Genomic DNA, 20,697 nt, shown 5'->3' on the forward strand with positions numbered 1-20,697 from the left:
GGCGAAAAGGCCCTCGGCCGGAAATGGCCGGGGGCCCGAAGATGGGCGGCCCCGAGGGGAGCCGCCCGGAAGGACCTTACATGGTCTCTTCGTTCTCGATCATCGACTGGGTGCCGGCCAGCTCGGGGTCGGCAACCAGGCCGTAGGCGCTGAGCGGGCCGGAGGGGCCTGCGATCTCGTCGGAGACGAAGAACTGGGCGAACTCCTTCAGGCCGGGGATGACGCCGATGTGGGCCTTCTTGATGTAGAAGTACAGCGGACGCGACACCGGGTAGTCGCCCGAGGCGATGGTCTCGGTCTTGGGTTCAACGCCCGACATGGTCGCCACTTTCAGCTTGTCGGTGTTGTTCTCGTAGAAGGCCAGGCCGAAGACGCCGATGGCGTTCGGGTTGGATTCGATCGAGGCCAGGGTCTCGGTGTAGTCGCCGTCGATGTCGACCGACTTGCCGTCGGTGCGGACTGCGATGCAGGCGTCTTCGGCGTCGTCTTCGGACATGCCCGAGGCAACCATGGCTTCCAGGGCGCCGGTGGCTTCACAGCCAGCCGCCAGGACCTTCTCTTCGAAGACTTCGCGGGTGCCGTGCTTGGTGCCGGGGATGAAGGCCAGGATCTCGGCGTCGGGCAGGTCGGCGTTGAAGTCGGACCACTTGGTGAAGGTGTTGTCGACCAGCGCGCCGTCGACGACCACTTTCGGGGCCAGGGCGTTGTAGAGATCGGCGGGCTCGAAGGCGGTGAAGGCCGGGCCGTCGATCTGGCTGGCGAAGACGATGCCGTCATAGCCGATGCGGACCTGGATGATGTCGGTCACGCCGTTGGCGGCGCAGGTTTCGACTTCCGAGGTCTTGATGGCGCGCGAGGCGTTCGCGATGTCGATGGTGTTCTCGCCGACGCCTTCGCAGAAGCGCTTCAGGCCAGCGGAGGAGCCACCGGATTCCACGACGGGGGTCGGGAACTCGAAGTTCTCGCCGAAGGCTTCGGCAACGATCGAGGCGTAGGGCAGAACGGTGGACGAGCCTGCAACCTGCAGGTTGTCACGTGCGGTCGCCGCGGTGGCGGAAACGGCGGCGACGGCCAGGGCCGAAGCGGTCAGCTTCATGAAGGACATGGAATGCTCCTGTTATCTGAGAGACCGCCATCCCCCGGCGGCCTTGCCCCGCTTGCTAGAAGAGGCTCGCGATGCTTTTGCGACAGTTTCGTAACATTTGCATGACAGTGAATGTCCTTATTCTGCCGACCCTTACGGAAGGCGGCCCGGAAACCGGGCCGCGACTCTAGACAAATCTCTGCTGTTGTTGAGGAATCGTTACCGCAGCGGCGCGTACAGCGGCAGCACGATCCGTATCGCGGTCCCCTCGCCGAGGGTCGAGGAAATCCGCATCCGGCCCCGGTGGCGGTTCACGATATGCTTCACGATGGCCAGGCCCAGGCCGGTTCCGCCCATCTCGCGCGAGCGGTGGCTGTCGACCCGGTAGAATCGCTCGGTGAGTCGGGGGATGTGGATCTCGTCGATGCCGGGCCCGTGGTCGCGCACGGTGACCGACACCCCCTGCCCCTGCAGCTCTGCCAACTCGGAGGCGGCCGAGAGCTGGAGGTCGACATACTTGCCGCTGCGCCCGTACTTGATCGCATTCTCGACCAGGTTGGTCAGCACCTGGCGCAGCTGGTCGGGATCGCCCTGCACCACCACCTCGCCGGCCTCGGCGGTGATGCGGATCTCGACCGCCGCGTCGCGCGCCAGCGGCGCCAGGGCATTGCGCACCGATTCCATCAGGCCCAGAAGCTCGACCCGTTCGGTCGGGCGCATCCGCGCCTCGCCCTCGACCTGGCTGAGCGACAGCAGGTCCTTGACCAGCCGCTCCATCCGCTCGGCCTCGTTGGCCATGATCCCGAGGAAGCGTTCGCGCGCGCCCGCGTCGTCCCGGGCCGGGCCGCGCAGGGTTTCGATGAAGCCGATCAGCGCGGTCAGCGGCGTGCGCAGCTCATGGCTGACGTTGGCGACGAAATCGCGCCGCATCTGCTCGGCCTGGGTCAGCTGGGTGATGTCGTGGAAGACCACCACCACCCCCTGCCCCAGGGGCGTATCGACATAAGAGCAGGTGACCTCGAAATTCTGGTCCTGCCCGCGCCGGGTGGCCAGGTACTGCGTCCTGTGGACCTGGTGGTCGCCCAGGCAGTGCTCGACCGCGTCCAGTACCGCGGGCTGGCGGATGACCGTGATGAAATGCCGCCCCGTGACCGAGGGGCCGAACAGCGTTCCCGTCAGGGCATTGGCGGCGATGATCCTTTCACCGCGCCCGACCAGCAGGGCGGGCATCGGGATGGCGGTCAGCAGCGCCGTGATCGAGGCCTCGGTCATCCTGTGCCCTTCAGAGCGCGCGCAGCCCGGCGCGGAAGCGGCGGGCGTTCTGCTGGTAATGCAGCGCCGAGGCACGCAGCCGCTGTTCCCAGTCCGGCCCCAGCTCTTTCACCACCTTGCCCGGCGCGCCCAGCACCATCGAATTGTCCGGGACCTCACGCCCCTCGGTGACCAGCGCGCCCGCGCCGATGAGGCAGTTGCGCCCGATCTTCGCACCGTTCAGCACGATGGCCCCCATGCCGATCAGGGAGTTCTCTCCGATCACGCAGCCATGCAGCATCGCCTTGTGGCCGACGGTGACATTGGCGCCGATCAGCATCGGAAAGCCGATGTCGGTGTGGCAGACGGTGTTTTCCTGGATGTTCGCCCCGGCGCCGAGGCGGATTTCCTCGTTGTCACCGCGCAACGTGGCACCGAACCAGACAGAGCTGTCGGCCTCGAGCACACAGCGGCCGATGACATTGGCATCCGGCGCCACCCAGGCGCTTTCGGCCACATTCCGGAATCCGGTCGTCCAAAGCGTAGATGCTCATGCCTCGCCCTCGTATTCGGCGTTGAGCCGGCGCACCACCTCGACCACGCCGGGCTGCTGGCTGAGGCGCAGCCGCTCGGCCTCGATGATGGTGCGCAGGCGGGTCTCGGTCTCGTCCAGGTCGTCATTGACCAGCACGTAGTCATATTCCGGCCAGTGGCTGATCTCGTCGCGGCTCTGCTGCATCCGCTTCTCGATCACCTCGGCGCTGTCCTGGGCGCGGCTGATCAGTCGTCGCTCCAGCTCTTTCATAGAGGGCGGCAGGATGAAGATCGACAGCACGTGCTTGCCAAGGGCCGAGGCCCGAATCTGCTGCCCGCCCTGCCAGTCGATGTCGAACAGAAGGTCCTTGCCGCTGTTGATCGCCTCTTCGACGGGGCCGCGCGGGCTGCCGTAGGAGTTGCCGAAGACGGTGGCGTGTTCCAGCATGTTGTCGCCGGCCACCAGCTCGGCGAACTTTTCCCTGGTCAGGAAGTAGTAGTGCTCTCCGTCCACCTCGCCCGGCCGGGGCGCGCGGGTCGTCGCCGAGACCGAGAAACGGATGTCGTGATCCCACTGCAGCAGACGCCGCGAGAGCGTGGACTTGCCCGCACCGGAGGGCGAGGAGATGATGATGAGAAGGCCGCGCCGCTGGGACATGTCGTTGGTCTTTCGCTTCAGGCGTGTCAGGTCGCCCCCGCCTTATGCAGGTTTTGCCCGGCCCGGCAAGCCTGCGGCCGGGCGGCACCGGTCTACTCTATGTTCTGCACCTGCTCGCGCATCTGGTCGATGAGGGTCTTCATCTCCAGCCCGATGGCGGTCAGCGCCTTGTCCTGGGCCTTGGAACACAGGGTGTTGGCTTCGCGGTTGAACTCCTGGCTGAGGAAATCCAGCTTGCGCCCCACGGGGCCTTCCTCGGCCAACAGGGCGCGGGCGGCGGTAACATGGGCGCCCAGCCGGTCCAGCTCTTCGGTCACATCGGCTTTGATCGCCAGCAGCGCCAGCTCCTGCGCGATGCGGTCGGGGTCCTGGCCCCCTGCCCCCTCGAGCACCCGCGCCATGGCGGTCTGCAGGGCCTCCTGCTGACGCGGCAGGCGCTCGGCGGCGGCGGAGGTGGCGCGGACCACCAGCGCCTCGATGGCGTCAAGCTGTCCCGCAAGCACCTGCGCCACGGCGCGCCCCTCTCCGGCGCGCATGCGCAGGAAGTCTTCCAGCACCGCGTCGAAATCGGCCAGCAGCGCCTGTCGCAGCGCCTCGCCGTTCTCTTCCGGGGCGGCCTGTTCCAGCACGCCGCGCATCTGCAGCACCTCGACGCCCGAGGCCGGTCGCAGCGCGACACCCTGTTCCCCGGCCCGCGCCTCGATCTCGCGCAGCGCGTCGAGCACCGCATCGAGTTGTCCGGAATTGACCGCCAGCCTGCCCGAGCTGTCCTCGCGCGACAGTCGCAGGTTCAGCGTCACCGAGCCCCGCGCCAGCCCCTTGGTCAGCACGCCGCGCAGCGACGCCTCAAGCCCCGGCACCCAGTCCGGCACCCGCAACCGCAGGTCCAGCCCCTTGGCATTGACCGAGCGCAGCTCCCAGCTCCAGCCATGGCCCAGCCCTTCGCCCCGCCCGGTGGCGAAGCCCGTCATAGAATAGGTCATCCGGCCCCTTCCGTTCTCACTGTCCCCCCGAAATCCAGACGGCCCCGACTCCACGCTCGGTTAACCAATGGTCTCGATTTCCCGGAAAATTTCTCTCGATGCTGGCATATTAATGGATACGTAACCTCTGTGAAGATAGCTTTAACCTTACGCGGATCCGCCCTTCTCGGCGGCTGTGGCCGGGACTTTTCCGGTTCGGGACTGGCTTTGACATGAAACGACAGGGGGTTGCCATGACACAAGCTGGAGTTTCGAGATGTCGCAAAACGGAGGCGACGGGAGCACCGTCATCACTATGGCCGGCTTCGTGAGCCAGGCGCGTTTCACCGCCGTGCAGGAGGTCGAAGCCTACTGGGAAGCGATCCGTGGCGGGCGCCTGGTGCCGCGCCGGTCCGATATCGATCCGCGCGGCATCGAGCGGGCGCTGGAATATGCCTTCATCCTCGAACGGGTCGCGCCGGGCATCGCACGGATGCGCATCGCCGGATCGCACCTGTCAGACCTGATGGGGATGGAGGTGCGCGGCATGCCGCTGTCCGCCTTCATGACGCCGCAGGGGCGCAACCAGCTTGGCGAGGTCCTGGAAGAGGTCTTCGACAGCCCAGCCAAGGCCACGCTGGATCTTCATGCCGAACGCGGTATCGGCAAGCCCGAGATCGAGGCCCGCCTGCTGCTGCTGCCCATGAAGAGCGACCTGGGCGACATCACCCGGGTGCTCGGCTGCCTGGCCACCACCGGAGAGATCGGCCGCGCGCCGCGCCGCTTCGAGATCATCGGCAGCCGCGTCACGCCCCTGCTGGGCGACTTCATGAAGAACGAACCGCTCGAGGAAGCGGCGCCTGCACCGGCTCCGGTCGTTGCGCCCAGACACAGGACAGAGCCGCGCCCGGGGTTTCAGGAAGCGCCGGCGCCCTTCCGTCCGGCCCCCGGCAGCACTCGGCATGGACGGGACGGCGGTCTTAAGCTGAAGCCCGGCCCGCGCCCCTACCTGCGCCTCGTCGAGGACGACTGAGCCAGCTCGCGCCGATCCGGTCACCGGTGGCGACGTCGCCTCAGGCAAGGACACCAAAAGCAAAAGCCGCCGTCCGGGATCCGAACGGCGGCTTTCCTGTTCTGCCCCTGCGGGCCCCGCCCTGGCTCAGCCGTTGGCGGCCAGGCGGGTTTCGCGCAGGTTGACCAGCTCTTCTGCGACCATGAAGGCCAGCTCCAGCGCCTGCGAGGCGTTGAGGCGGGGGTCACAGGCCGTGTGGTAACGGTCCGAGAGATCCTCTTCGCTGACCGCGTGGACGCCGCCCGTGCATTCGGTCACGTCGTTGCCGGTCATCTCGAAATGCACGCCGCCGGGGATGGTGCCATGGGCCCGATGGGTGGCGAAGAACTCCTGCACTTCCTGCAGCACGGTGTGGACCTGCCGGGTCTTGTAGCCGGTGTTCGACTTGATCGTGTTGCCGTGCATCGGATCGCAGACCCAGACCACGTTGGCGCCTTCCTGCTTCACGGTCTCGATGAGGCGCGGCAGGTGTTCGCCGACATTGCCGGCGCCGAAACGGGCGATCAGGGTCAGGCGGCCCATCTCGTTGTTCGGGTTCAGCTTCTTCATCAGCACCTTGAGGTCCTCGGCGGTGGTCGAGGGGCCGCACTTCAGGCCGATAGGGTTCATCACGCCCGCGCAGAACTCGACATGGGCGCCGTCGGGCTGACGGGTGCGGTCGCCGATCCAGATCATGTGACCCGAGCCGGCCAGCCACTTGCCCGAGGTCGAATCCATCCGGCAGAGCGCCTCTTCGTATTCCAGCAGCAGCGCCTCGTGCGAGGTATAGAAGTCGACCTGGCGCAGGGCATGCTGGCGATCCGACTGGACACCGGCGGCCTTGATGAAGTCCAGCGTGTCGCTGATCCGGTTGGCCATATCGCGGAACTGTTCGGCCTTGTCCGAGGCGGTGAAGCCCAGGGTCCACTGGTGGACCTGGTTCACGTCGGCATAGCCGCCGGTCGAGAAGGCACGCAGCAGGTTCAGCGTCGCGGCGGCCTGGGTGTAGGCCTGCAGCATCTTGTTCGGGTTCGGGGTGCGGGCCTCGGGGGTGAAGGCCAGCTCGTTGATGATGTCACCGCGGTAGCTGGGCAGCTCGACGCCGCCGATCGTCTCAGTCGGGGCCGAGCGCGGCTTGGCGAACTGGCCGGCCATCCGGCCCACCTTCACCACGGGCACCTTGGCGCCGAAGGTCAGCACCATGGCCATCTGCAGCATCACCTTGAAGGTGTCGCGGATGCTGTCGGCGGAAAACTGGTCGAAGCTTTCGGCACAATCCCCGCCCTGCAGCAGGAAGGCCTCGCCACGGCCGGCGGCGCCGAGCGCCTCGCGCAGACGGCGGGCCTCGCCGGCAAACACCAGGGGCGGATACTTCGAAAGCTGGGCCTCGACGGCGTGCAGTGCTTCCTGATCCTGATAGTCAGGCATCTGCACCCGCGGCTTGTTGCGCCAATCGGACTTCTGCCAGGTCCCCATCTCTTCCTCCGGGTTCAAGCTTCTTGAGGCGTCAAGCCTATAACGGAGTGAGCGCTAAAGGGCCACATAATCTTTTGCGACGCTTGACGTCGCCTTCGGGCTCTGCACTGATATTTCGAACCGGCGGAGCGCCCCACCCCGCCGCGCCCTCGACGACCCTCAGCCACAGGTGCCACGCATGCCGGAGCCCCGCAGCTCGCTCTCTTCGGTTTCCGCCGCTGCCACGCCACGCCAAAGGCGCTTCCAGTTCATCCTGCTCGACAAGTTCACCATGCTGTCCTTCGCTTCGGCGCTGGAATGCCTTCGCATCGCCAATCGCATGGCCGGAGAGGACATTTACGCCTGGTCCCTGCACAGCGAGGACGGCGAGCCGGTGACCTGTTCGGGCGGCGTGACCTTCGCGGTCGACGGTCCGCTGGGAGAGGTCGGCCGCGATGACACCGTGATGCTTTGCGGCGGCATCGCCGTGCAGGAGACCGCGACCCGGCGCATGCTGGCCTGGCTGCGGCGCGAGGCGCGCAAGGGGGCGTCCTTCGGCGGCCTGTGCACCGCCGCGCATGTCCTGGCCCGCGCCGGGCTGCTGGACGGCAAACGCGCCACGATTCACTGGGAAAATCACGACAGCTTCATCGAGGACTTCGAAGAGGTCACCCTGACCAAGTCGGTCTTCGTGGTCGACGGCAACCGGATGACCACCGCCGGTGGCACCTCGTCCATCGACCTGATGCTGAAACTGATCGCCGATCACCAGGGCGAGGATCTGGCAAATGCCGTGGCCGACCAGCTGATCTATTCCTCGATCCGCACCGACCAGGACACGCAGCGCCTTTCGGTGCCGACCCGCATCGGGGTCCGCCACCCCAAGCTGTCCCAGGTCATCCAGATGATGGAAGTCAATATCGAGGAGCCGATCAGCCCGGCGATCCTGGCCAAGGACGTGGGCATGTCGACCCGTCAGCTGGAACGCCTGTTCCGTCGCTATCTCAGCCGAAGCCCCAAGCGCTACTACATGGAACTGCGCCTGTCGAAGGCGCGCAACCTGCTGATGCAGACAGATATGTCGGTGATCAACGTGGCGCTCTCCTGCGGCTTTGCCTCGCCCTCGCATTTCTCCAAATGCTACCGCGCCCAGTACCAGACGACGCCCTACCGCGAACGCGGCACCCAGGGCACCCGGCTGGCCACCTGAGATCCGCTGCGGGCCGGGACGGCCTGTCGCGGCCTCGAACGAAAGCGGAATTCCTGCAACCTTTGAGAGGGTTTCTCAGATCGGCTCTTGTCAAGGTAGGGGCCGGACGCACATAATCCCGGCTGGAGATATCACGACCAAGCCGGGAGGGTCCTGATGCAAACGATCCGAATCAAACGCCGTGTGCAGTTCATCTGTGCCGTGTTTCTTCACATTCCGCTGGTGGCCATTGCCGCCTATGCGCTGTCCGAAGGGTTCATGAACCACCTGAGCGTCCTGCTCGTGGGACTGGTCGCGACCTTGCTGGCAACACTGATGATCGTGCCCTACATCGGGCGCGTCCTCGATGGCGGCGCCCTGGAAACGGCGCGCTGATCCTTCAGAGGAACAGGTAGAGTATCCACGCCAGAAGCATCGCCTTGGCTCCGACCACGGCAACGATCAACCCGCGATTTTCGGGCGCGCGGATCATGTCCCACAGGGACAAGGGGTCTGTATGGGCGGAAGGTGCGAAGAGCACCCCTTCGATCCTGGCAAAAACACGCGGATCAGGTGTCGCTTCGGCGGTGCCGCAGAGCGTGACGAGCCGTTCGTTCCAGATCCGGTAGGCCTCGCGCATCTCGGGATCCACCGTGACCTCGTGCAGCGCATCGCTCTCGTCCCTGCCTTGCAGCAGGCCAAGCGCAAGCTCTGCAGCGCGTGCATTCTTGTCGTCTGTCACGCTGTCTACCGCCTCCTTTCCCGAGAGGGCCATGAAGGCCTTCTCCCGACCGACCGTGGCTCAACTGCTCGGTCGGTTCAACATGCTCTTTGCCGCAAGCCTCAATAAGCGACTGTTCAAGCAACGGGGGCGCTGAAGCGAAAGTTTCACAGCTGCGTGAAAAATGACTCTGACGCGGCAGGGGCGGTTTCGCCCCTGCCTGGGCATCCGCCCTGCCCTATTCGGCGAAATAGGCCGCCACGGCATCCTCGGCCACCTGCTGCAGGAAGGCGGCATCCTCCTCGGAGACGGCACCCTCGTAGGTGTAGGGAATGCCGACGACCGACGCGTCATAAAGCGTCGCCACGACCGTCGCCGCCCCCAGGTAGCTGCCAAGGATCGTCGGATGGCTGTTGTCGGATTTGTGCAGCACGATGTCGGGCCGCCGCTCCTTGGCCAGGGCGAAGGCGCGGCCGGTCGGGATCACCAGCGCGCCGGTACGGTTGCCCTCAGCGGTATAGCCCTCCGAGATCTGATCGGTCATCGCCGGATCAAAGCGCTTGTGCCCCTCGGCATAGGCGGGCGTCATGTAGAGGGCCGTCATCGCGCCCCGGGCCCCGATCCGTTCGACCAGATGGTCGGCGCCGGCGGTGAAGCGGCTGTGGCTCTTCTCGCTCAGCATGGCGCCGGAGTTGCCCTGCAGGATGACGAAATCATAGCCCACGTCGCCGCCCAGATCCAGGAAGGCGTCGATCGGTTGCTGGTCGAGGTAGCCCCCCGAAATCGCCGCCAGCTTGTAGTCGAAATCCCGCTCGGGGTAGAGCGCGCGCACCATGCGGACGGCATGGTTGTGCAGGCTGTCGCCGTAGTAGAAATAGCTGTTGCCAACAAAGAGCACCCGCGCCGGCTCCTCGGCGGGCGGCAGCACCTCGGGGCGGTCGGCGGCAAGCGCCGGGGTGGCAAGGTGCGTCAGCCCTGCGATCGCAAGCAGGGCCGTGTAGCGGATAAATCCGGTCATTGTATCTCCTCCCAAAAGTGCGATGAGCATAGGAGCGCCGGATTGATGCGACTATTTCAATTAAGACAGCATTAGTTGCGTCTAGCGCAGCAAAAGATGGGCCTTTTTAGATTTGAGAGAACTTGTCCGCAGTTCCCCTGCCCTCGAAGCCGCTTTCGCCCTGCGGGCGCCTGCGCCGCACGCATGCCCCAAGCATTCCTTTACCAAATCATGCCAGCCTGTCGGGGTGTTCCTCGTCCGACGTCCTCTGGTCGGGGAACAGACTTCCTCCCTGTCTGACTGGCCGCGCCTTCGGGCGCGGCTCTTTTGTCTCTGGCCGGCCCCCTCCCGCCGGTTCCGCCCTGCCGCAGCCTCGGCAAAGTCCTGCCGGAAACCGTCCCTGCCCGGAAAACAGACGCTCGTTTTCCTGTGCACAGGACTGTCATATTTCCGTGTTGACTAGCCCAGCCAAACAACCTAGCGTGACTTCAAATACAAGTCGGCCAGTCCGACGGGGAGCATAAACTACGGAAAAAGGGGCCAAATTTGGCTCCTTTTTTCGTGGCTTCCCAGCCAGCCGGGCCCTCGCTCCGCGCTCGCGACAACCAATCGAAGAACCCTGCCCTCTGCTTGCTACCCATGCGCGAAAAGGCCCGAAAACCCCATCGGAGGGGGGGAAGACATGGCCGCGCGCCCGTGGTAAGCGGGCGCCAACGCAATCACTGAATGGGAAACACGATGCGCTCTCTCTTTACCCTCCCCGCCTCTGTCCTGGCCGTCGCCCTGATGACCGCGCCCGTGCTGGCGCAGGATGCGGATCTCGACATGGGACAGGGCTCGGAGGCGGCTCCGCAGGTCGGCCAGACCTACAAGCGGGAAGAAATCGGAGATTGGAACATCGACTGCGTGAAAGGCGAGGAAGGCCAGGAAGAACCCTGCCAGATGACCCAGCTGATGACGCGCGAAGATGGCAACCCGATCGCCACCGCCGCCTTCTTCAAGACGCCCGAGGGCTCTCAGGCCGCGGCCGGCGCCACAATCATGGTGCCGCTGGAAACCTTCCTGCCCGCCGGCCTGCTGCTGAATGTCGATGGCAATGAGGACAAGGTCTACAACTTCAGCTTCTGCAATCCGAACGGCTGCGTTGCCCGGGTCGGCTTCACCGCCGAAGAGCTCGCCGCCTTCAAGGGGGGCAAGACGGCCAACCTGACGATCCGTCCGGCCGCCGCTGCCGATGTCGCCGTGCCGATGACCCTGTCGCTGACCGGCTTCACCAAGGCCTTCGATGCCGTGACCGCCGTTCCGGGCGCCCAGCAGGGCAACTGATCCCGGCGGACTGACACTGCCGATGAGAGCCGAAAACGCCGCGGCCCGAAAGGAGCGCGGCGTTTTTCTTGCGCATCAAAGAGCCTCGGATCGCTGCGGCCTGACAGTGCGGCCTCAGACCCGGCGAAGCGCCAGCACCGCGTTCAGCCCGCCGAAGGCGAAGGCATTGGACAGGGCCACCTCGATCGCGACCTCGCGCGCCTCGTTGGGCACGACATCCAGGGCGCATTCCGGGTCCGGCTCTTCGTAGTTGATGGTCGGCGCGATGATGCCATCGCGCACCGCCATGATGCAGGCCAGAAGCTCGACCGCGCCGGTGCCGCCGATCAGGTGACCATGCATCGCCTTGGTCGAGCTGATCATCACCTCGTCCGCATGACGCCCGAAGACATCCGCCACGGCAGCGCTTTCGGTCTTGTCATTGGCGGCGGTGCCGGTGCCATGGGCGTTGATGTACTGGACGTCACCGGGGTTCAGCCCGGCATCCTTCAGCGCCCCCGAGATCGCCCGCGCCGCGCCCTGCTTCGAGGGCATCACGATGTCGCTGGCATCCGAGGTCATGGCAAAGCCCACCACCTCGGCCAGGATCTCGGCGCCGCGCTTCTTGGCGTGCTCCATCTCTTCGAAGACGAAGACGCCGGCGCCCTCCCCCTGCACCATGCCGTTGCGGTTGGCGCTGAAGGGCCGGCAGCCGTTCTTCGACATGACGCGCATGCCTTCCCAGGCCTTCACGCCGCCGAAACACAGCATGGATTCAGAGCCGCCGGTGATCATCACCTGGCTCATCCCCGTGCGCACCATCTGGAAGGCCTGCGCCATGGCGTGGTTCGAGCTGGCGCAGGCCGAGCTGACCGTGAAGGTCGGGCCCTTCAGGTTGAACTCCATGCTGACATGGCTGGCCGCGGCGTTGTTCATCAGCTTGGGCACGACGAAGGGGTGAACGCGGTTCTTCCCCTCCTCGTAGACGCTACGATAGTTCTCGTCGATGGTGGTCATGCCACCGCCCGAGTTGCCGAGGATCGCACCGGTCTTGTGGGCCAGCTCCCCTGCGAAGGTCAGGCCCGACTGGGCGATGGCCTCGCGGGCGGCGACCAGGGCGAACTGGGTGAAACGGTCGTAAAGCGCCATCTGCTGGCGATTGAAGAGCCCCTCGGACGAGAAGCCCTTCACCTGCGCGCCAATGTTGACCGACAGTCTCTCGGCATCGCGCACGTCCAGCTCGGCGATGCCGCAGCGGCCTTCGCGCATGGCCTCGAGGGTTTCGGGCACATCATGGCCCAGGGCGTTGATCGTTCCCGCGCCTGTAATGACGACACGTTTCACGTAATCTGTTCTTTCACCAATTTCTCGACCCCGGCGACAATCGAGGCGACGTCGGAAATATCGAAGTCGCTTTCCTGCGGATCATTGGCATTGAAGGGAACCTGGATGTCGAAGGCTTCCTCGATGGCGAAGATGCTCTCGACCAGACCGAGGGAGTCGATCCCCAGGTCTTCCAGCGTGCTGTCCATCTTGACGTCCGAAGGTTCAAGAACCGCCTGTTCCGCGATGATCTCGATGACCTTGTCCTTGATGTCCGACATGGATGCGATCCCCTCTCGCTGGCTCGCTGTGGATTTAGTCGTTCTCGCCCGGCTTGAAAACCGCTTTCTGCAACTCGGCAACCTGTTTCAGCAGCCGGGGCAGACGCCTGAGCGCCTTGTAACTCTCGATGTGGCTGTCCATTTTTACCGCCGGATAGCCCATGACCACGCGCCCCGCAGGAACGTTGCTGAGGATCACGCTGGCCCCTGCGGCAACGACACCGTCGCCGATGAACACATTGTCGGACACCCCCACGCGCCCCCCCAGCACCACGTTGTTGCCGATCCGGGTCGATCCGGCCACGGCAACACCGGCGGCCATCAGGCAATCCTGCCCGACGGTGACATTGTGGCCGATCTGGCACTGGTTGTCGATCTTGCAGCCGTTGCCGATCCGCGTGGCGCGGACCGTGCCGGCATCGACGGTGGTGTTGCAGCCGATCTCGACATCATCGCCCACCTCGACCGCGCCGAGCGAGTGGATACGCACCCAGGCCTGGGCCTTGGCATCGCTTTCGCCGCCCAGGCTGGCCCGGGCCTTCTCGACCGCTCCGGCCTCGGGGGTGACGAAGCTGAAACCGTCGCCGCCGATGACCGCGCCGGGATGGGCGGTGAACCGCGCACCGATCCGCACGCGCGGCCCGATACGGACCCCCGCGTGCAGCAGCGCGCCGTCACCAACGGTGCTGTCCCAGCCGACATAGCACTGCGGACCGATGACCGATCCCGCGCCGATGCGCGCGCCTTTCGAGATGACCGAGAACGGACCGACCGAGACCCCCTCGCCCAGCTCGGCCTGCGGGTCGACATGGGCCAGCGCAGAGATCCCCTCTCCGTAGCCCCAGCCGGGATCCAGCATGGCGGTCACGGCGGCCAGCCCCATGCGCGGACGCGGCACCAGCACAGCCGCCGCAAGGCCGAAGCCCTGCCAGTCGGCGCCTTCCCACAGCAGCGCGGCGCGGGCCTGACCGTTCGGCAGCCCCTCGGCGAATTCGGGTTTCATCGCGATGGCCAGATCGCGCGGCCCCGCCTCGGCAGGCTCGGCCACGCTGTCGATGGTCAGGGCTCCGTCCCCAAGCACCTCGGCGCCCAGGGCCCGGGCGATCTCTGTCATGGAATAAGCCATCTTGGTCCTTCCCGCGCTTTGCGGGCAGGTTTAGCTGTTCCCCAGATCCAGTGCCACCCCTTCGGCCACCAGCGCACGCCAGATCTTGGCGTCGCGACCGTAAATGTCGTCGCGGTACTGCATGTGGCCGCGCGCATCAGAGAAGGCGGTGCGATAGACCAGATGCACCTGAAGCGGCTGCTCCAGGTCGACCTGCGTTTCGCGTCCCGTGGCCAGCTTGGACTGGAACAGCCCCTTGGGATCCTGGCTCTGGTACCCGAGCAGCGTGTAGGCGAAGTCGAAGGGATCGGCGAGACGGATGCAGCCATGGCTGAAGGCCCGGACCGAGCGCGCGAAGAGCGACTTGGACGGGGTGTCGTGCAGGTAGATGTTGTTGGCGTTCGGGAACATGAACTTGACCAGGCCAAGCGCGTTCGAGCGCGACGGAGGCTGCTTCATGTCGAAGGGGAAGTTGGCGGCGGTGAACTGGGTGAAGTCCACCGCATCGCGCGGCACGATCCGGCCCCGCGCGTCGATCAGGTTCAGGTGCCCGGCGGCGTTCGGGTTCTGCTTCAGCTCGGGCAGGTACTCCCCGACGGCGATCGAGCGCGGCACGTTCCAGGTCGGGTTGATGACCATGTGCTCCATGACATCGCTGAACTCGGGGCTGCGGCGGCCTTCCATGGCGCGGCCGATGACGGCGCGGGTCTCGAAGACGACCTCGCCGTTGTCGATCAGCTTGGCACGCATGTCGGGCAGGTTGACCCAGACGCGGCGCTCGCCCAGCGGGCGGTTGATCCAGCGTTCGCGCTCCATGGCGACGATGATCGACTGCAGGCGTTCCTCCTGGCTGGTGTTGATCGCCGCCAGGGTCGCCGGGCCGACCACGCCGTCGGGCTCCATGCCCATGTCGCGCTGGAAGTCCTGCACTGCCGCAAGCAGGGCCGCATCGTAACGGGCCGAGGCACGCGGTGCCAGGTAGTCCATGCGGATCAGCCGGTCACGCAAGGCGATCACCGCGGGGCCGCTGTCGCCTTCCTCGAGCTTCTCGGCCCGCACAACCGGACCATAGCCCCCGGCGGCCAGATCGGACTGCATCCGCATCTTGGCCCGCATCAGGTTGCGATATTCCTCGGTCTGCGGCGGCAGGGCCCGCACGAAGGCCAGCGGCGTGGCACCGGTGATGCCCAGCATGTACTGCGAGGCATCACGCAGCGGCACTTCGCGGACGATCTCGTCATCCACCTTGGCCGGCGTCAGGATGCCTGTCTGCAGGTCCGTCGCCACGTCCAGCCAGACCTGGCTGAGCATCACGTCCAGCCGTCCGCGATCCCTGTCGCTGACGGCGGCCGCCATCTGCGCGACCAGGTCGTCCGCCGCGTATTTCCCCGCCGGCAGGCCATGCAGCGGCACCATGCGGATCGCCTCGAGCAGCGCCGCCCGGCGGGCCGTGAACTCGGGCCCCTGCCCGGTCCAGACCGGCGTATAGTCGCGCGCCCTGTAGAACGAGGCCAGATCCCGATGGCGAGCCGCGCCCTCGGCCACGGCGGTCTTGAAGCCGGTCAGCGCGAACCCTGCCTCGGCCATCGAGGGGGTTGCCCCGGAAAGCGCCAGCGCCGCAGCCAGGGTCGCTGCCGGCAGAACGCGGCGCAGCGAGAAAGCGGTCTGAAGCCTATGGGACATGGGGAACCTCCTGGAAACCGGGGCGAACAACTATTGAAAGTAAGCTGTGTCAGGGGGTTGGCCCTGTCCACTCACATTTGGGTCAGGGGCAGATTCGCCCCCGCCCAGATGCATAGATGAGACGGGCGCCACGGAAAATGGCGGAATTCCGTACACTGCGCAGGCAGAAGTCAGCCGAAAACCGCCGATTTGATCGAATGCAACGCACTCGACGGTTTAAGAAAAAATGGAACCGTGTCATAAAAATCGCGCATCTGGGGGATGTGGATGCAGGCCGCCGGCAGGCGGATGCGAGGTAAACCGCCGGCAAGGCGGGCAAGGGGTCAGGCCTGTGTCAAGCAGGCAGCCCAAGCGACGGGACAGCGCACCAATGACCAAAGGCTCAGCGAGTATTTCGCGACGCGCCCTTCTGGGGGCTTTTGCCGCAACGGCACTTACCGCGGCACCGACTTTTTCCAACGCAGCGGGCTTCCTGCGCAACGCAGGCGATATCCGGCGAATCCGGATGTACTCGGCCCGTACCGGCGAACATCTCGACATGATCTACTGGATCGAGGGCGAGTATCTTCGCGACAGCCTCGACGAGATTTCGCGCTTCTTCCGCGACTGGCGCAACGACCAGGTCAAGACCGTCGACCTCCGCACCATCGACATCATGGCCGCCTCTCACGCGCTGATGGAAGTCGACGAACCCTACCTGCTGCTGTCGGGCTACCGCACGCCCGAGACCAACTCGATGCTGCGCTCGAAGTCGCGTGCCGTAGCGCGCAACTCGCTGCACATGAAGGGTCAGGCGGCAGACCTGCGGCTGGCCACGCGGTCGGTCAACCAGATGGCCTCGGCGGCCGAAAGCTGCCGTGCCGGCGGCGTGGGCCGCTACACCGGCTCCAACTTCGTTCACATGGACTGCGGCGACCTGCGTCACTGGGGCGCCTGAGGCCCGACGCCCGGCACCCGCAAGCTGTCCCGATCCCTGAAACCGCCCCTTCGTGGGCGGTTTTTCACATCCCGCCCGTCCGGATGGGCGTTTTCCGGGCAGGTCCCGTGCCGAGGAAAGCGGCGATCCCCGTGGCTTCGGGTGTCGCGCGATGGACCCGGCTTTCCCCGACTTTCCACGCGACGATGGCGGGGGGCTGGCATCGTAACCCCCTGACAAGACGCGCGCTTTCACCCGAAAGCCCGCGCGCCCTCGTCCCAGCCAGACAGCGCGGTGTGACCCGGCCCCGAACAGTCCTCCGCCCGCCAGATCGCCTGCCGGAGGAGAAAATCGCCAGGCAGCCGACATTTTCAGTTTGACCGAAGCCCGGCCCTGCTGCTGAAGATGTGCACAACAGATCCGAGTCGCATCGGGACCATCTCTGCAAACCTGCCTCAAAGGCGGGCCAGCGCGGCTAAATCCCCATGACCTCACCCACCCTCGCCACAGATGTGCACAATACCGGAGGTTCCCATGTCCGCCAGCAAGGCCCCCTTCTCTAACGCCGAGTACCAGCGGCGCCTTCGCATCACCCGCAAGGCCATGGCCGAGGCCGGGATCGACGTGCTCTTCATCACCAATCCGTCAAACCAGAACTACCTTACCGGCTATGACGGCTGGAGCTTCTACGTCCACCAGGGCGTGATCCTTCCGATGGACGGAGAGCCCTACTGGTGGGGCCGGCTGCAGGATGCCAACGGCGCACGGCGCACGGTCTGGATGGATCATGGGCAGATCCTCTTCTACGCCGACCGCTACATCCAGAACCCCGACAATCACCCGATGGAGGACCTTGCCAGCCACCTGCGCATCATGGGCTACGGCGACGCCCGCATCGGTGTCGAGATGGAGACCTATTTCTACACCGCCAAGGCCCATGCGGTGCTGCTGGACGGCCTGCCCGAGGCAACGATCCTGGACGCCTCGACGCTGGTCAACTGGCAACGCCTGATCAAGTCCGACGAAGAGCTGGCCTTCATGCGCCGCGCCGCGCGGATCTCCGAGCTGGTGATCCAGCGCGCCATCGACATCGCCGAGCCGGGCATGCGCAAGCACGACCTCGTGGGCGAGCTCTACAAGACCGCCGTGCAGGGCGAAGAGGACAGCTGGGGCGACTACCCGGCCATCGTGCCGCTGCTGCCCTCGGGAGAGGATGCCTCGGCGCCGCACCTGACCTGGAACGGTGAGGCGCTGCAGCGCGGGGAATGCACCTTCATCGAGCAATCGGGCTGTTACCGGCGGTATCACGCGCCCCTCTGCCGTTCGATCTTCTTCGGCAAGCCGCCCAAGTTCATGGCCGATGCCAGCCAGGCGCTGACGGAGGGGCTGAATGCCGGCATCGAGGTCGCCCGTGCCGGCAACCGGGCCTGCGACATCGCCCGGGCGCTGGACGCCGAGCTGCTGAAGGTCGGCATCGAACGCCCGAACCGCGCGGGCTATGCCGTGGGTCTCTCCTATCCGCCGGACTGGGGCGAACACACCGTCTCGATCCGCGCGCTGGATGAAACCGTGCTGGAACCCGGCATGACCTTCCACTTCATGCCCGGCCTCTGGATGGACGACTGGGGCCTGGAAACCACCGAGACGATCCTGATCCGCGAGGACGGCGCCGCCGAGACCCTCTGCACCATGGACCGCAAGCTCTTCGTGAAGGACTGATGGAGCCGCTCGCGCGCACCCGCGCCATCCTCGCCGACCTCGTCGCCTTTCCGACGATTTCCTCGGAGAGCAACCTTGACGCCATCGCCTACATGGCCAGCCTGCTGGAAGAGGCCGGGGCGCGGGTCGAGGTGCTGCGCGACGACAGTGGCCGCAAGGCCAACCTCTGGGCCACCATCGGCCCCGAGGCGGACGGCGGCCTGGTCTTCTCGGGGCACTCCGATGTCGTGCCGGTCGCCGGTCAGGACTGGACCCGCCCGCCCTTCGAGCTGACCGAAGAGGCGGGCCGGCTCTACGGGCGCGGCACCTGCGACATGAAGGGCTTCATTGCCGCCGTGCTGGCGATGGCCCCCGCCATGGCCGCAGAGGTCGGCGCGCGGCCCTTCCATTTCGCCTTCACCCATGACGAAGAGGTCGGCTGCCTGGGCGGCCGCGCCCTGATCGACGAGCTGGCGCGCCGTCCCCTCCGTCCCGCCATGGCGCTGATCGGGGAACCGACCTCGATGCAGATCGTCGAAGGGCACAAGGGCTGCTGCGAATATACCGTCCGTTTCACCGGCACCGGCGGTCATGGCTCCTCCCCCGAAGCGGGGGTGAACACGGTGGAATACGCCACCCGCTACATTGCCCGCCTGCTGGACCTGCGCAGCGCGCTGAAGGTCCGCGCGCCCGGGGATTCGCCCTTCGAGCCGCCCCACACGACAATCAACATCGGTGCCCTGCATGGCGGCACGACCCATAACGTCATTCCCGCAAGTGCCTGCCTTGACTGGGAAATGCGCCCGATCAACGATGCCGACCAGGCCTTCGTCAAGGCCGAGATCGCCCGTTTCGTGGCCCAAGACCTGCTGCCCGAGATGCGCGCCCGTGCCCCCCATGCCGATATCGCGACCGAAGTCATGGGCGAGGTCTGCGGCCTGCTGCCGATGCCGGAAAACCAGATCCGCGACATGATCCGCGCCCTGACCGGCAGCAATGGCGTCAACTGCGTGCCCTTCAACACAGAGGCCGGTCTGTTCCAGCAGCTTGGCCTCGACGCGGTGATTTGCGGCCCCGGCTCGATCGCCCAGGCGCATCAGCCTGACGAATACGTCGAGACAGACCAGCTGGCCCAGTGCCTCTCCCTGCTGCAGCACCTGATCGCCCGCCATGGCAGCTGAGGCTCCCTCTGCCCTGGACCGCGCCGATGCGCTGGAAGCCGAGCTGCGCGCGCGCATCTGCCTGCTGGACTACGCCCCCGGAGAGCGCCTGTCGGAGACCGAGCTGGCAGCCGAGTTCGGCATCTCGCGCACGCCGCTGCGCAAGGTGCTGGCGCGGCTCGAGGCGGCGGGGCTGCTGGTCTCGCGCCACGGGGTCGGCACCTTCGTCACCGAACTGGCCGAGCAGGAGCTGGACCAGACCTATGCGCTACGCCTGGAACTTGCCAGCCTGGCGGCGCGGCTGGACCCCGTGCCGCCGGGGCCCGAGGTGCTGTCGCGCTTCCGCCACCTTGCCGAGCGCGCCCGCGCCCTGCGTCCCGATCCCGACAGCCCCCGCCCGCTGGCCCAGGTGATCTACGATTTCATCCAGGCCCAGGCCCTGCTGTCCGCCAATCGTCCGCTGATGGATTTCGCCACCCATCTCTACACCCAGACGGCGCGGCTCTGGGTGCATTCGCTGCTGAGCAGCGATCTGGATCTGGCCGAGGAAATCCAGCTCTTTGCCCGTGAGGTCGAGGAGGTGCTGCAGGCACTGGAAGCCGGTGACCTCGAGGCGGCGGCGCTGATCCACCGGGCCCATGTCTCGCTGTCCTGGCGGCGGCTCAAGGCGCGGCGGCGCAGCTCTTAACCCGGCCTCAACCGGGATCGGTCAACCTGCGGAAAAACCCTTCGGGCCGGCCGCATGACCCTCTACAACCTCGAATTCTTCTGGATCAACGAGATCTCGGCGAGCAATCCCGCCGGGTTTGACGACAATGGCGGCTACCAGTTCGACCTCGGCACCGACACGGTGACCATCGCCAACTGGGCGTCGACCTCGACCCTGGTGGTCGATGACGACGACGCCTATTTCGACGATGACGACTTCGCCCAGCATGTGGCCTACGACCAGTGGATCGACGGCGTCTTCATTCCCGGCGGCCGCGCCTTCGAGGCCGAGTACGAGCTGTTCGTGCGCGACGCGGACGGCAATTTCTACACGCTGCAGTTCATCTCGGCAGATGGCGATGCCTTCACCATCCACGGCTTTACCGTCCACGGGCCGATGCCGCCCTTCGGCGTGCCGCTGACCGTGGTGGGCAGCGGCGACAATGTCTCGGGCCTCTATCCCTATGCCTCGACAACTGCCGCCTGTTTCGCCGCCGGCACCCGGATCGCCACGCCGCAGGGCGCCCGTCCCGGCAGAGGATCTGCGCCCAGGCGACCTGCTCTGCCTGGCCGGGGGCGGCACGGCGCCGCTGCCGTCTCAGCCTCGGCCGCCACG

General features: G+C 66.0%; 20 protein-coding genes and 1 pseudogene. 9 read left to right on the forward strand and 12 right to left on the reverse strand.

Annotated elements, in window-relative coordinates; translation table 11 throughout:
- Positions 1-76 precede the first annotated feature (76 nt).
- From OS124_RS0110670 to OS124_RS0110690, 5 genes and pseudogenes are all read right to left on the reverse strand, one after another.
- Positions 77-1,105, reverse strand: a complete 1,029-nt coding sequence (locus OS124_RS0110670; protein WP_010139576.1) for a substrate-binding domain-containing protein — start codon at positions 1,103-1,105, stop codon at positions 77-79.
- Between the two features lie 198 nt (positions 1,106-1,303).
- Positions 1,304-2,356, reverse strand: a complete 1,053-nt coding sequence (locus OS124_RS0110675) for an ATP-binding protein (RefSeq protein ID WP_010139577.1) — start codon at positions 2,354-2,356, stop codon at positions 1,304-1,306.
- A gap of 10 nt (positions 2,357-2,366) precedes the next feature.
- Positions 2,367-2,889, reverse strand: a pseudogene (locus tag OS124_RS24350) (gamma carbonic anhydrase family protein).
- On the reverse strand, positions 2,886-3,527 hold the full coding sequence (gene gmk / locus OS124_RS0110685) for a guanylate kinase (protein WP_010139579.1): 642 nt from the start codon (positions 3,525-3,527) through the stop codon (positions 2,886-2,888). The pseudogene OS124_RS24350 and the gene gmk overlap by 4 nt, the downstream one beginning before the upstream one ends.
- A gap of 92 nt (positions 3,528-3,619) precedes the next feature.
- The gene (locus OS124_RS0110690) at positions 3,620-4,510 is read right to left on the reverse strand and encodes a YicC/YloC family endoribonuclease (protein ID WP_010139580.1); all 891 of its coding nucleotides are present in this window, start codon (positions 4,508-4,510) and stop codon (positions 3,620-3,622) included.
- Positions 4,511-4,766: 256 nt separating this feature from the next.
- Here OS124_RS0110690 and OS124_RS24355 point away from each other — a divergent pair, with 256 nt between their 5' ends.
- A complete protein-coding gene (locus tag OS124_RS24355) occupies positions 4,767-5,522 on the forward strand; it encodes a PAS domain-containing protein (protein WP_138919499.1) in 756 nt (251 codons plus the stop codon).
- A gap of 126 nt (positions 5,523-5,648) precedes the next feature.
- Here OS124_RS24355 and OS124_RS0110700 read toward each other — a convergent pair whose 3' ends face one another.
- Entirely contained in the window at positions 5,649-7,016 is a 1,368-nt protein-coding gene (locus OS124_RS0110700) for a class II 3-deoxy-7-phosphoheptulonate synthase (protein ID WP_029375347.1), read from the reverse strand.
- A gap of 178 nt (positions 7,017-7,194) precedes the next feature.
- On the opposite strand from OS124_RS0110700, the gene OS124_RS0110705 reads away from it, so the two are divergent.
- Together OS124_RS0110705 and OS124_RS0110710 are read left to right on the forward strand one after the other, a co-directional pair.
- On the forward strand, positions 7,195-8,205 hold the full coding sequence (locus tag OS124_RS0110705) for a GlxA family transcriptional regulator (protein WP_010139583.1): 1,011 nt from the start codon (positions 7,195-7,197) through the stop codon (positions 8,203-8,205).
- 156 nt (positions 8,206-8,361) lie between these two features.
- Complete coding sequence (locus tag OS124_RS0110710) at positions 8,362-8,580, forward strand: hypothetical protein (protein WP_010139585.1); 219 nt, start codon at positions 8,362-8,364, stop codon at positions 8,578-8,580.
- A gap of 4 nt (positions 8,581-8,584) precedes the next feature.
- Here OS124_RS0110710 and OS124_RS0110715 read toward each other — a convergent pair whose 3' ends face one another.
- On the reverse strand, positions 8,585-8,959 hold the full coding sequence (locus tag OS124_RS0110715; RefSeq protein WP_010139588.1) for a hypothetical protein: 375 nt from the start codon (positions 8,957-8,959) through the stop codon (positions 8,585-8,587).
- 184 nt (positions 8,960-9,143) lie between these two features.
- Positions 9,144-9,923 carry an SGNH/GDSL hydrolase family protein gene (locus tag OS124_RS0110720; RefSeq protein ID WP_010139589.1) on the reverse strand — a complete coding sequence of 260 codons (780 nt, stop codon included), beginning with the start codon at positions 9,921-9,923 and terminating at the stop codon, positions 9,144-9,146.
- Positions 9,924-10,640: 717 nt separating this feature from the next.
- Between OS124_RS0110720 and OS124_RS0110725 the strand changes: the two genes are divergently transcribed.
- Positions 10,641-11,228, forward strand: coding sequence for an invasion associated locus B family protein (locus tag OS124_RS0110725; protein ID WP_010139590.1), 588 nt, complete (start codon positions 10,641-10,643; stop codon positions 11,226-11,228).
- 114 nt (positions 11,229-11,342) lie between these two features.
- Here the strand turns inward: OS124_RS0110725 and OS124_RS0110730 are convergent, their stop codons facing one another.
- The 4 genes from OS124_RS0110730 to OS124_RS0110745 are packed head-to-tail and all read right to left on the reverse strand — an operon-like array spanning position 11,343 to position 15,599.
- Positions 11,343-12,551: a beta-ketoacyl-[acyl-carrier-protein] synthase family protein gene (locus tag OS124_RS0110730; RefSeq protein WP_010139591.1), complete on the reverse strand. Its 1,209-nt coding sequence runs from the start codon at positions 12,549-12,551 to the stop codon at positions 11,343-11,345.
- A complete protein-coding gene (locus tag OS124_RS0110735) occupies positions 12,548-12,811 on the reverse strand; it encodes an acyl carrier protein (protein ID WP_010139592.1) in 264 nt (87 codons plus the stop codon). The genes OS124_RS0110730 and OS124_RS0110735 overlap by 4 nt, the downstream gene beginning before the upstream one ends.
- Positions 12,812-12,845: 34 nt before the next feature.
- The gene (gene lpxD / locus OS124_RS0110740; RefSeq protein WP_010139593.1) at positions 12,846-13,925 is read right to left on the reverse strand and encodes a UDP-3-O-(3-hydroxymyristoyl)glucosamine N-acyltransferase; all 1,080 of its coding nucleotides are present in this window, start codon (positions 13,923-13,925) and stop codon (positions 12,846-12,848) included.
- A gap of 42 nt (positions 13,926-13,967) precedes the next feature.
- Positions 13,968-15,599, reverse strand: a complete 1,632-nt coding sequence (locus OS124_RS0110745; protein WP_010139594.1) for a L,D-transpeptidase family protein — start codon at positions 15,597-15,599, stop codon at positions 13,968-13,970.
- 370 nt (positions 15,600-15,969) lie between these two features.
- Between OS124_RS0110745 and OS124_RS0110750 the strand changes: the two genes are divergently transcribed.
- The 5 genes from OS124_RS0110750 to OS124_RS0110770 all read left to right on the forward strand — a co-directional run.
- Complete coding sequence (locus OS124_RS0110750; protein WP_083834599.1) at positions 15,970-16,536, forward strand: YcbK family protein; 567 nt, start codon at positions 15,970-15,972, stop codon at positions 16,534-16,536.
- 513 nt (positions 16,537-17,049) lie between these two features.
- Positions 17,050-18,234 carry a M24 family metallopeptidase gene (locus tag OS124_RS0110755; RefSeq protein WP_010139596.1) on the forward strand — a complete coding sequence of 395 codons (1,185 nt, stop codon included), beginning with the start codon at positions 17,050-17,052 and terminating at the stop codon, positions 18,232-18,234.
- A complete protein-coding gene (gene argE, locus OS124_RS0110760) occupies positions 18,234-19,394 on the forward strand; it encodes an acetylornithine deacetylase (protein WP_010139597.1) in 1,161 nt (386 codons plus the stop codon). Before OS124_RS0110755 ends, argE begins: the two co-directional genes overlap by 1 nt.
- Entirely contained in the window at positions 19,384-20,061 is a 678-nt protein-coding gene (locus OS124_RS0110765) for a GntR family transcriptional regulator (RefSeq protein ID WP_010139599.1), read from the forward strand. Before argE ends, OS124_RS0110765 begins: the two co-directional genes overlap by 11 nt.
- Positions 20,062-20,115: 54 nt before the next feature.
- Positions 20,116-20,697, forward strand: a 582-nt coding sequence (locus tag OS124_RS0110770; protein ID WP_010139600.1) for a hypothetical protein, incomplete at its 3' end; no start/stop codon positions are given.

The sequence above is a fragment of the Oceanicola sp. S124 genome (genome assembly GCF_000220565.1).
In the GTDB taxonomy this organism is placed as follows: domain Bacteria; phylum Pseudomonadota; class Alphaproteobacteria; order Rhodobacterales; family Rhodobacteraceae; genus Pseudooceanicola.

Coding starts and splice junctions, on each gene's coding strand:
- OS124_RS24355 (WP_138919499.1), top strand. CDS start 4,767: ATGTCGCAAAACGGAGGCGACGGGAGCACCGTCATCACTATGGCCGGC.
- lpxD (WP_010139593.1), bottom strand. CDS start 13,925: ATGACAGAGATCGCCCGGGCCCTGGGCGCCGAGGTGCTTGGGGACGGA.
- OS124_RS0110690 (WP_010139580.1), bottom strand. CDS start 4,510: ATGACCTATTCTATGACGGGCTTCGCCACCGGGCGGGGCGAAGGGCTG.
- OS124_RS0110715 (WP_010139588.1), bottom strand. CDS start 8,959: ATGGCCCTCTCGGGAAAGGAGGCGGTAGACAGCGTGACAGACGACAAG.
- OS124_RS0110745 (WP_010139594.1), bottom strand. CDS start 15,599: ATGTCCCATAGGCTTCAGACCGCTTTCTCGCTGCGCCGCGTTCTGCCG.
- OS124_RS0110725 (WP_010139590.1), top strand. CDS start 10,641: ATGCGCTCTCTCTTTACCCTCCCCGCCTCTGTCCTGGCCGTCGCCCTG.
- OS124_RS0110705 (WP_010139583.1), top strand. CDS start 7,195: ATGCCGGAGCCCCGCAGCTCGCTCTCTTCGGTTTCCGCCGCTGCCACG.
- argE (WP_010139597.1), top strand. CDS start 18,234: ATGGAGCCGCTCGCGCGCACCCGCGCCATCCTCGCCGACCTCGTCGCC.
- OS124_RS0110735 (WP_010139592.1), bottom strand. CDS start 12,811: ATGTCGGACATCAAGGACAAGGTCATCGAGATCATCGCGGAACAGGCG.
- OS124_RS0110670 (WP_010139576.1), bottom strand. CDS start 1,105: ATGTCCTTCATGAAGCTGACCGCTTCGGCCCTGGCCGTCGCCGCCGTT.
- OS124_RS0110755 (WP_010139596.1), top strand. CDS start 17,050: ATGTCCGCCAGCAAGGCCCCCTTCTCTAACGCCGAGTACCAGCGGCGC.
- OS124_RS0110700 (WP_029375347.1), bottom strand. CDS start 7,016: ATGGGGACCTGGCAGAAGTCCGATTGGCGCAACAAGCCGCGGGTGCAG.
- OS124_RS0110750 (WP_083834599.1), top strand. CDS start 15,970: ATGACCAAAGGCTCAGCGAGTATTTCGCGACGCGCCCTTCTGGGGGCT.
- OS124_RS0110765 (WP_010139599.1), top strand. CDS start 19,384: ATGGCAGCTGAGGCTCCCTCTGCCCTGGACCGCGCCGATGCGCTGGAA.
- OS124_RS0110710 (WP_010139585.1), top strand. CDS start 8,362: ATGCAAACGATCCGAATCAAACGCCGTGTGCAGTTCATCTGTGCCGTG.
- gmk (WP_010139579.1), bottom strand. CDS start 3,527: ATGTCCCAGCGGCGCGGCCTTCTCATCATCATCTCCTCGCCCTCCGGT.
- OS124_RS0110720 (WP_010139589.1), bottom strand. CDS start 9,923: ATGACCGGATTTATCCGCTACACGGCCCTGCTTGCGATCGCAGGGCTG.
- OS124_RS0110675 (WP_010139577.1), bottom strand. CDS start 2,356: ATGACCGAGGCCTCGATCACGGCGCTGCTGACCGCCATCCCGATGCCC.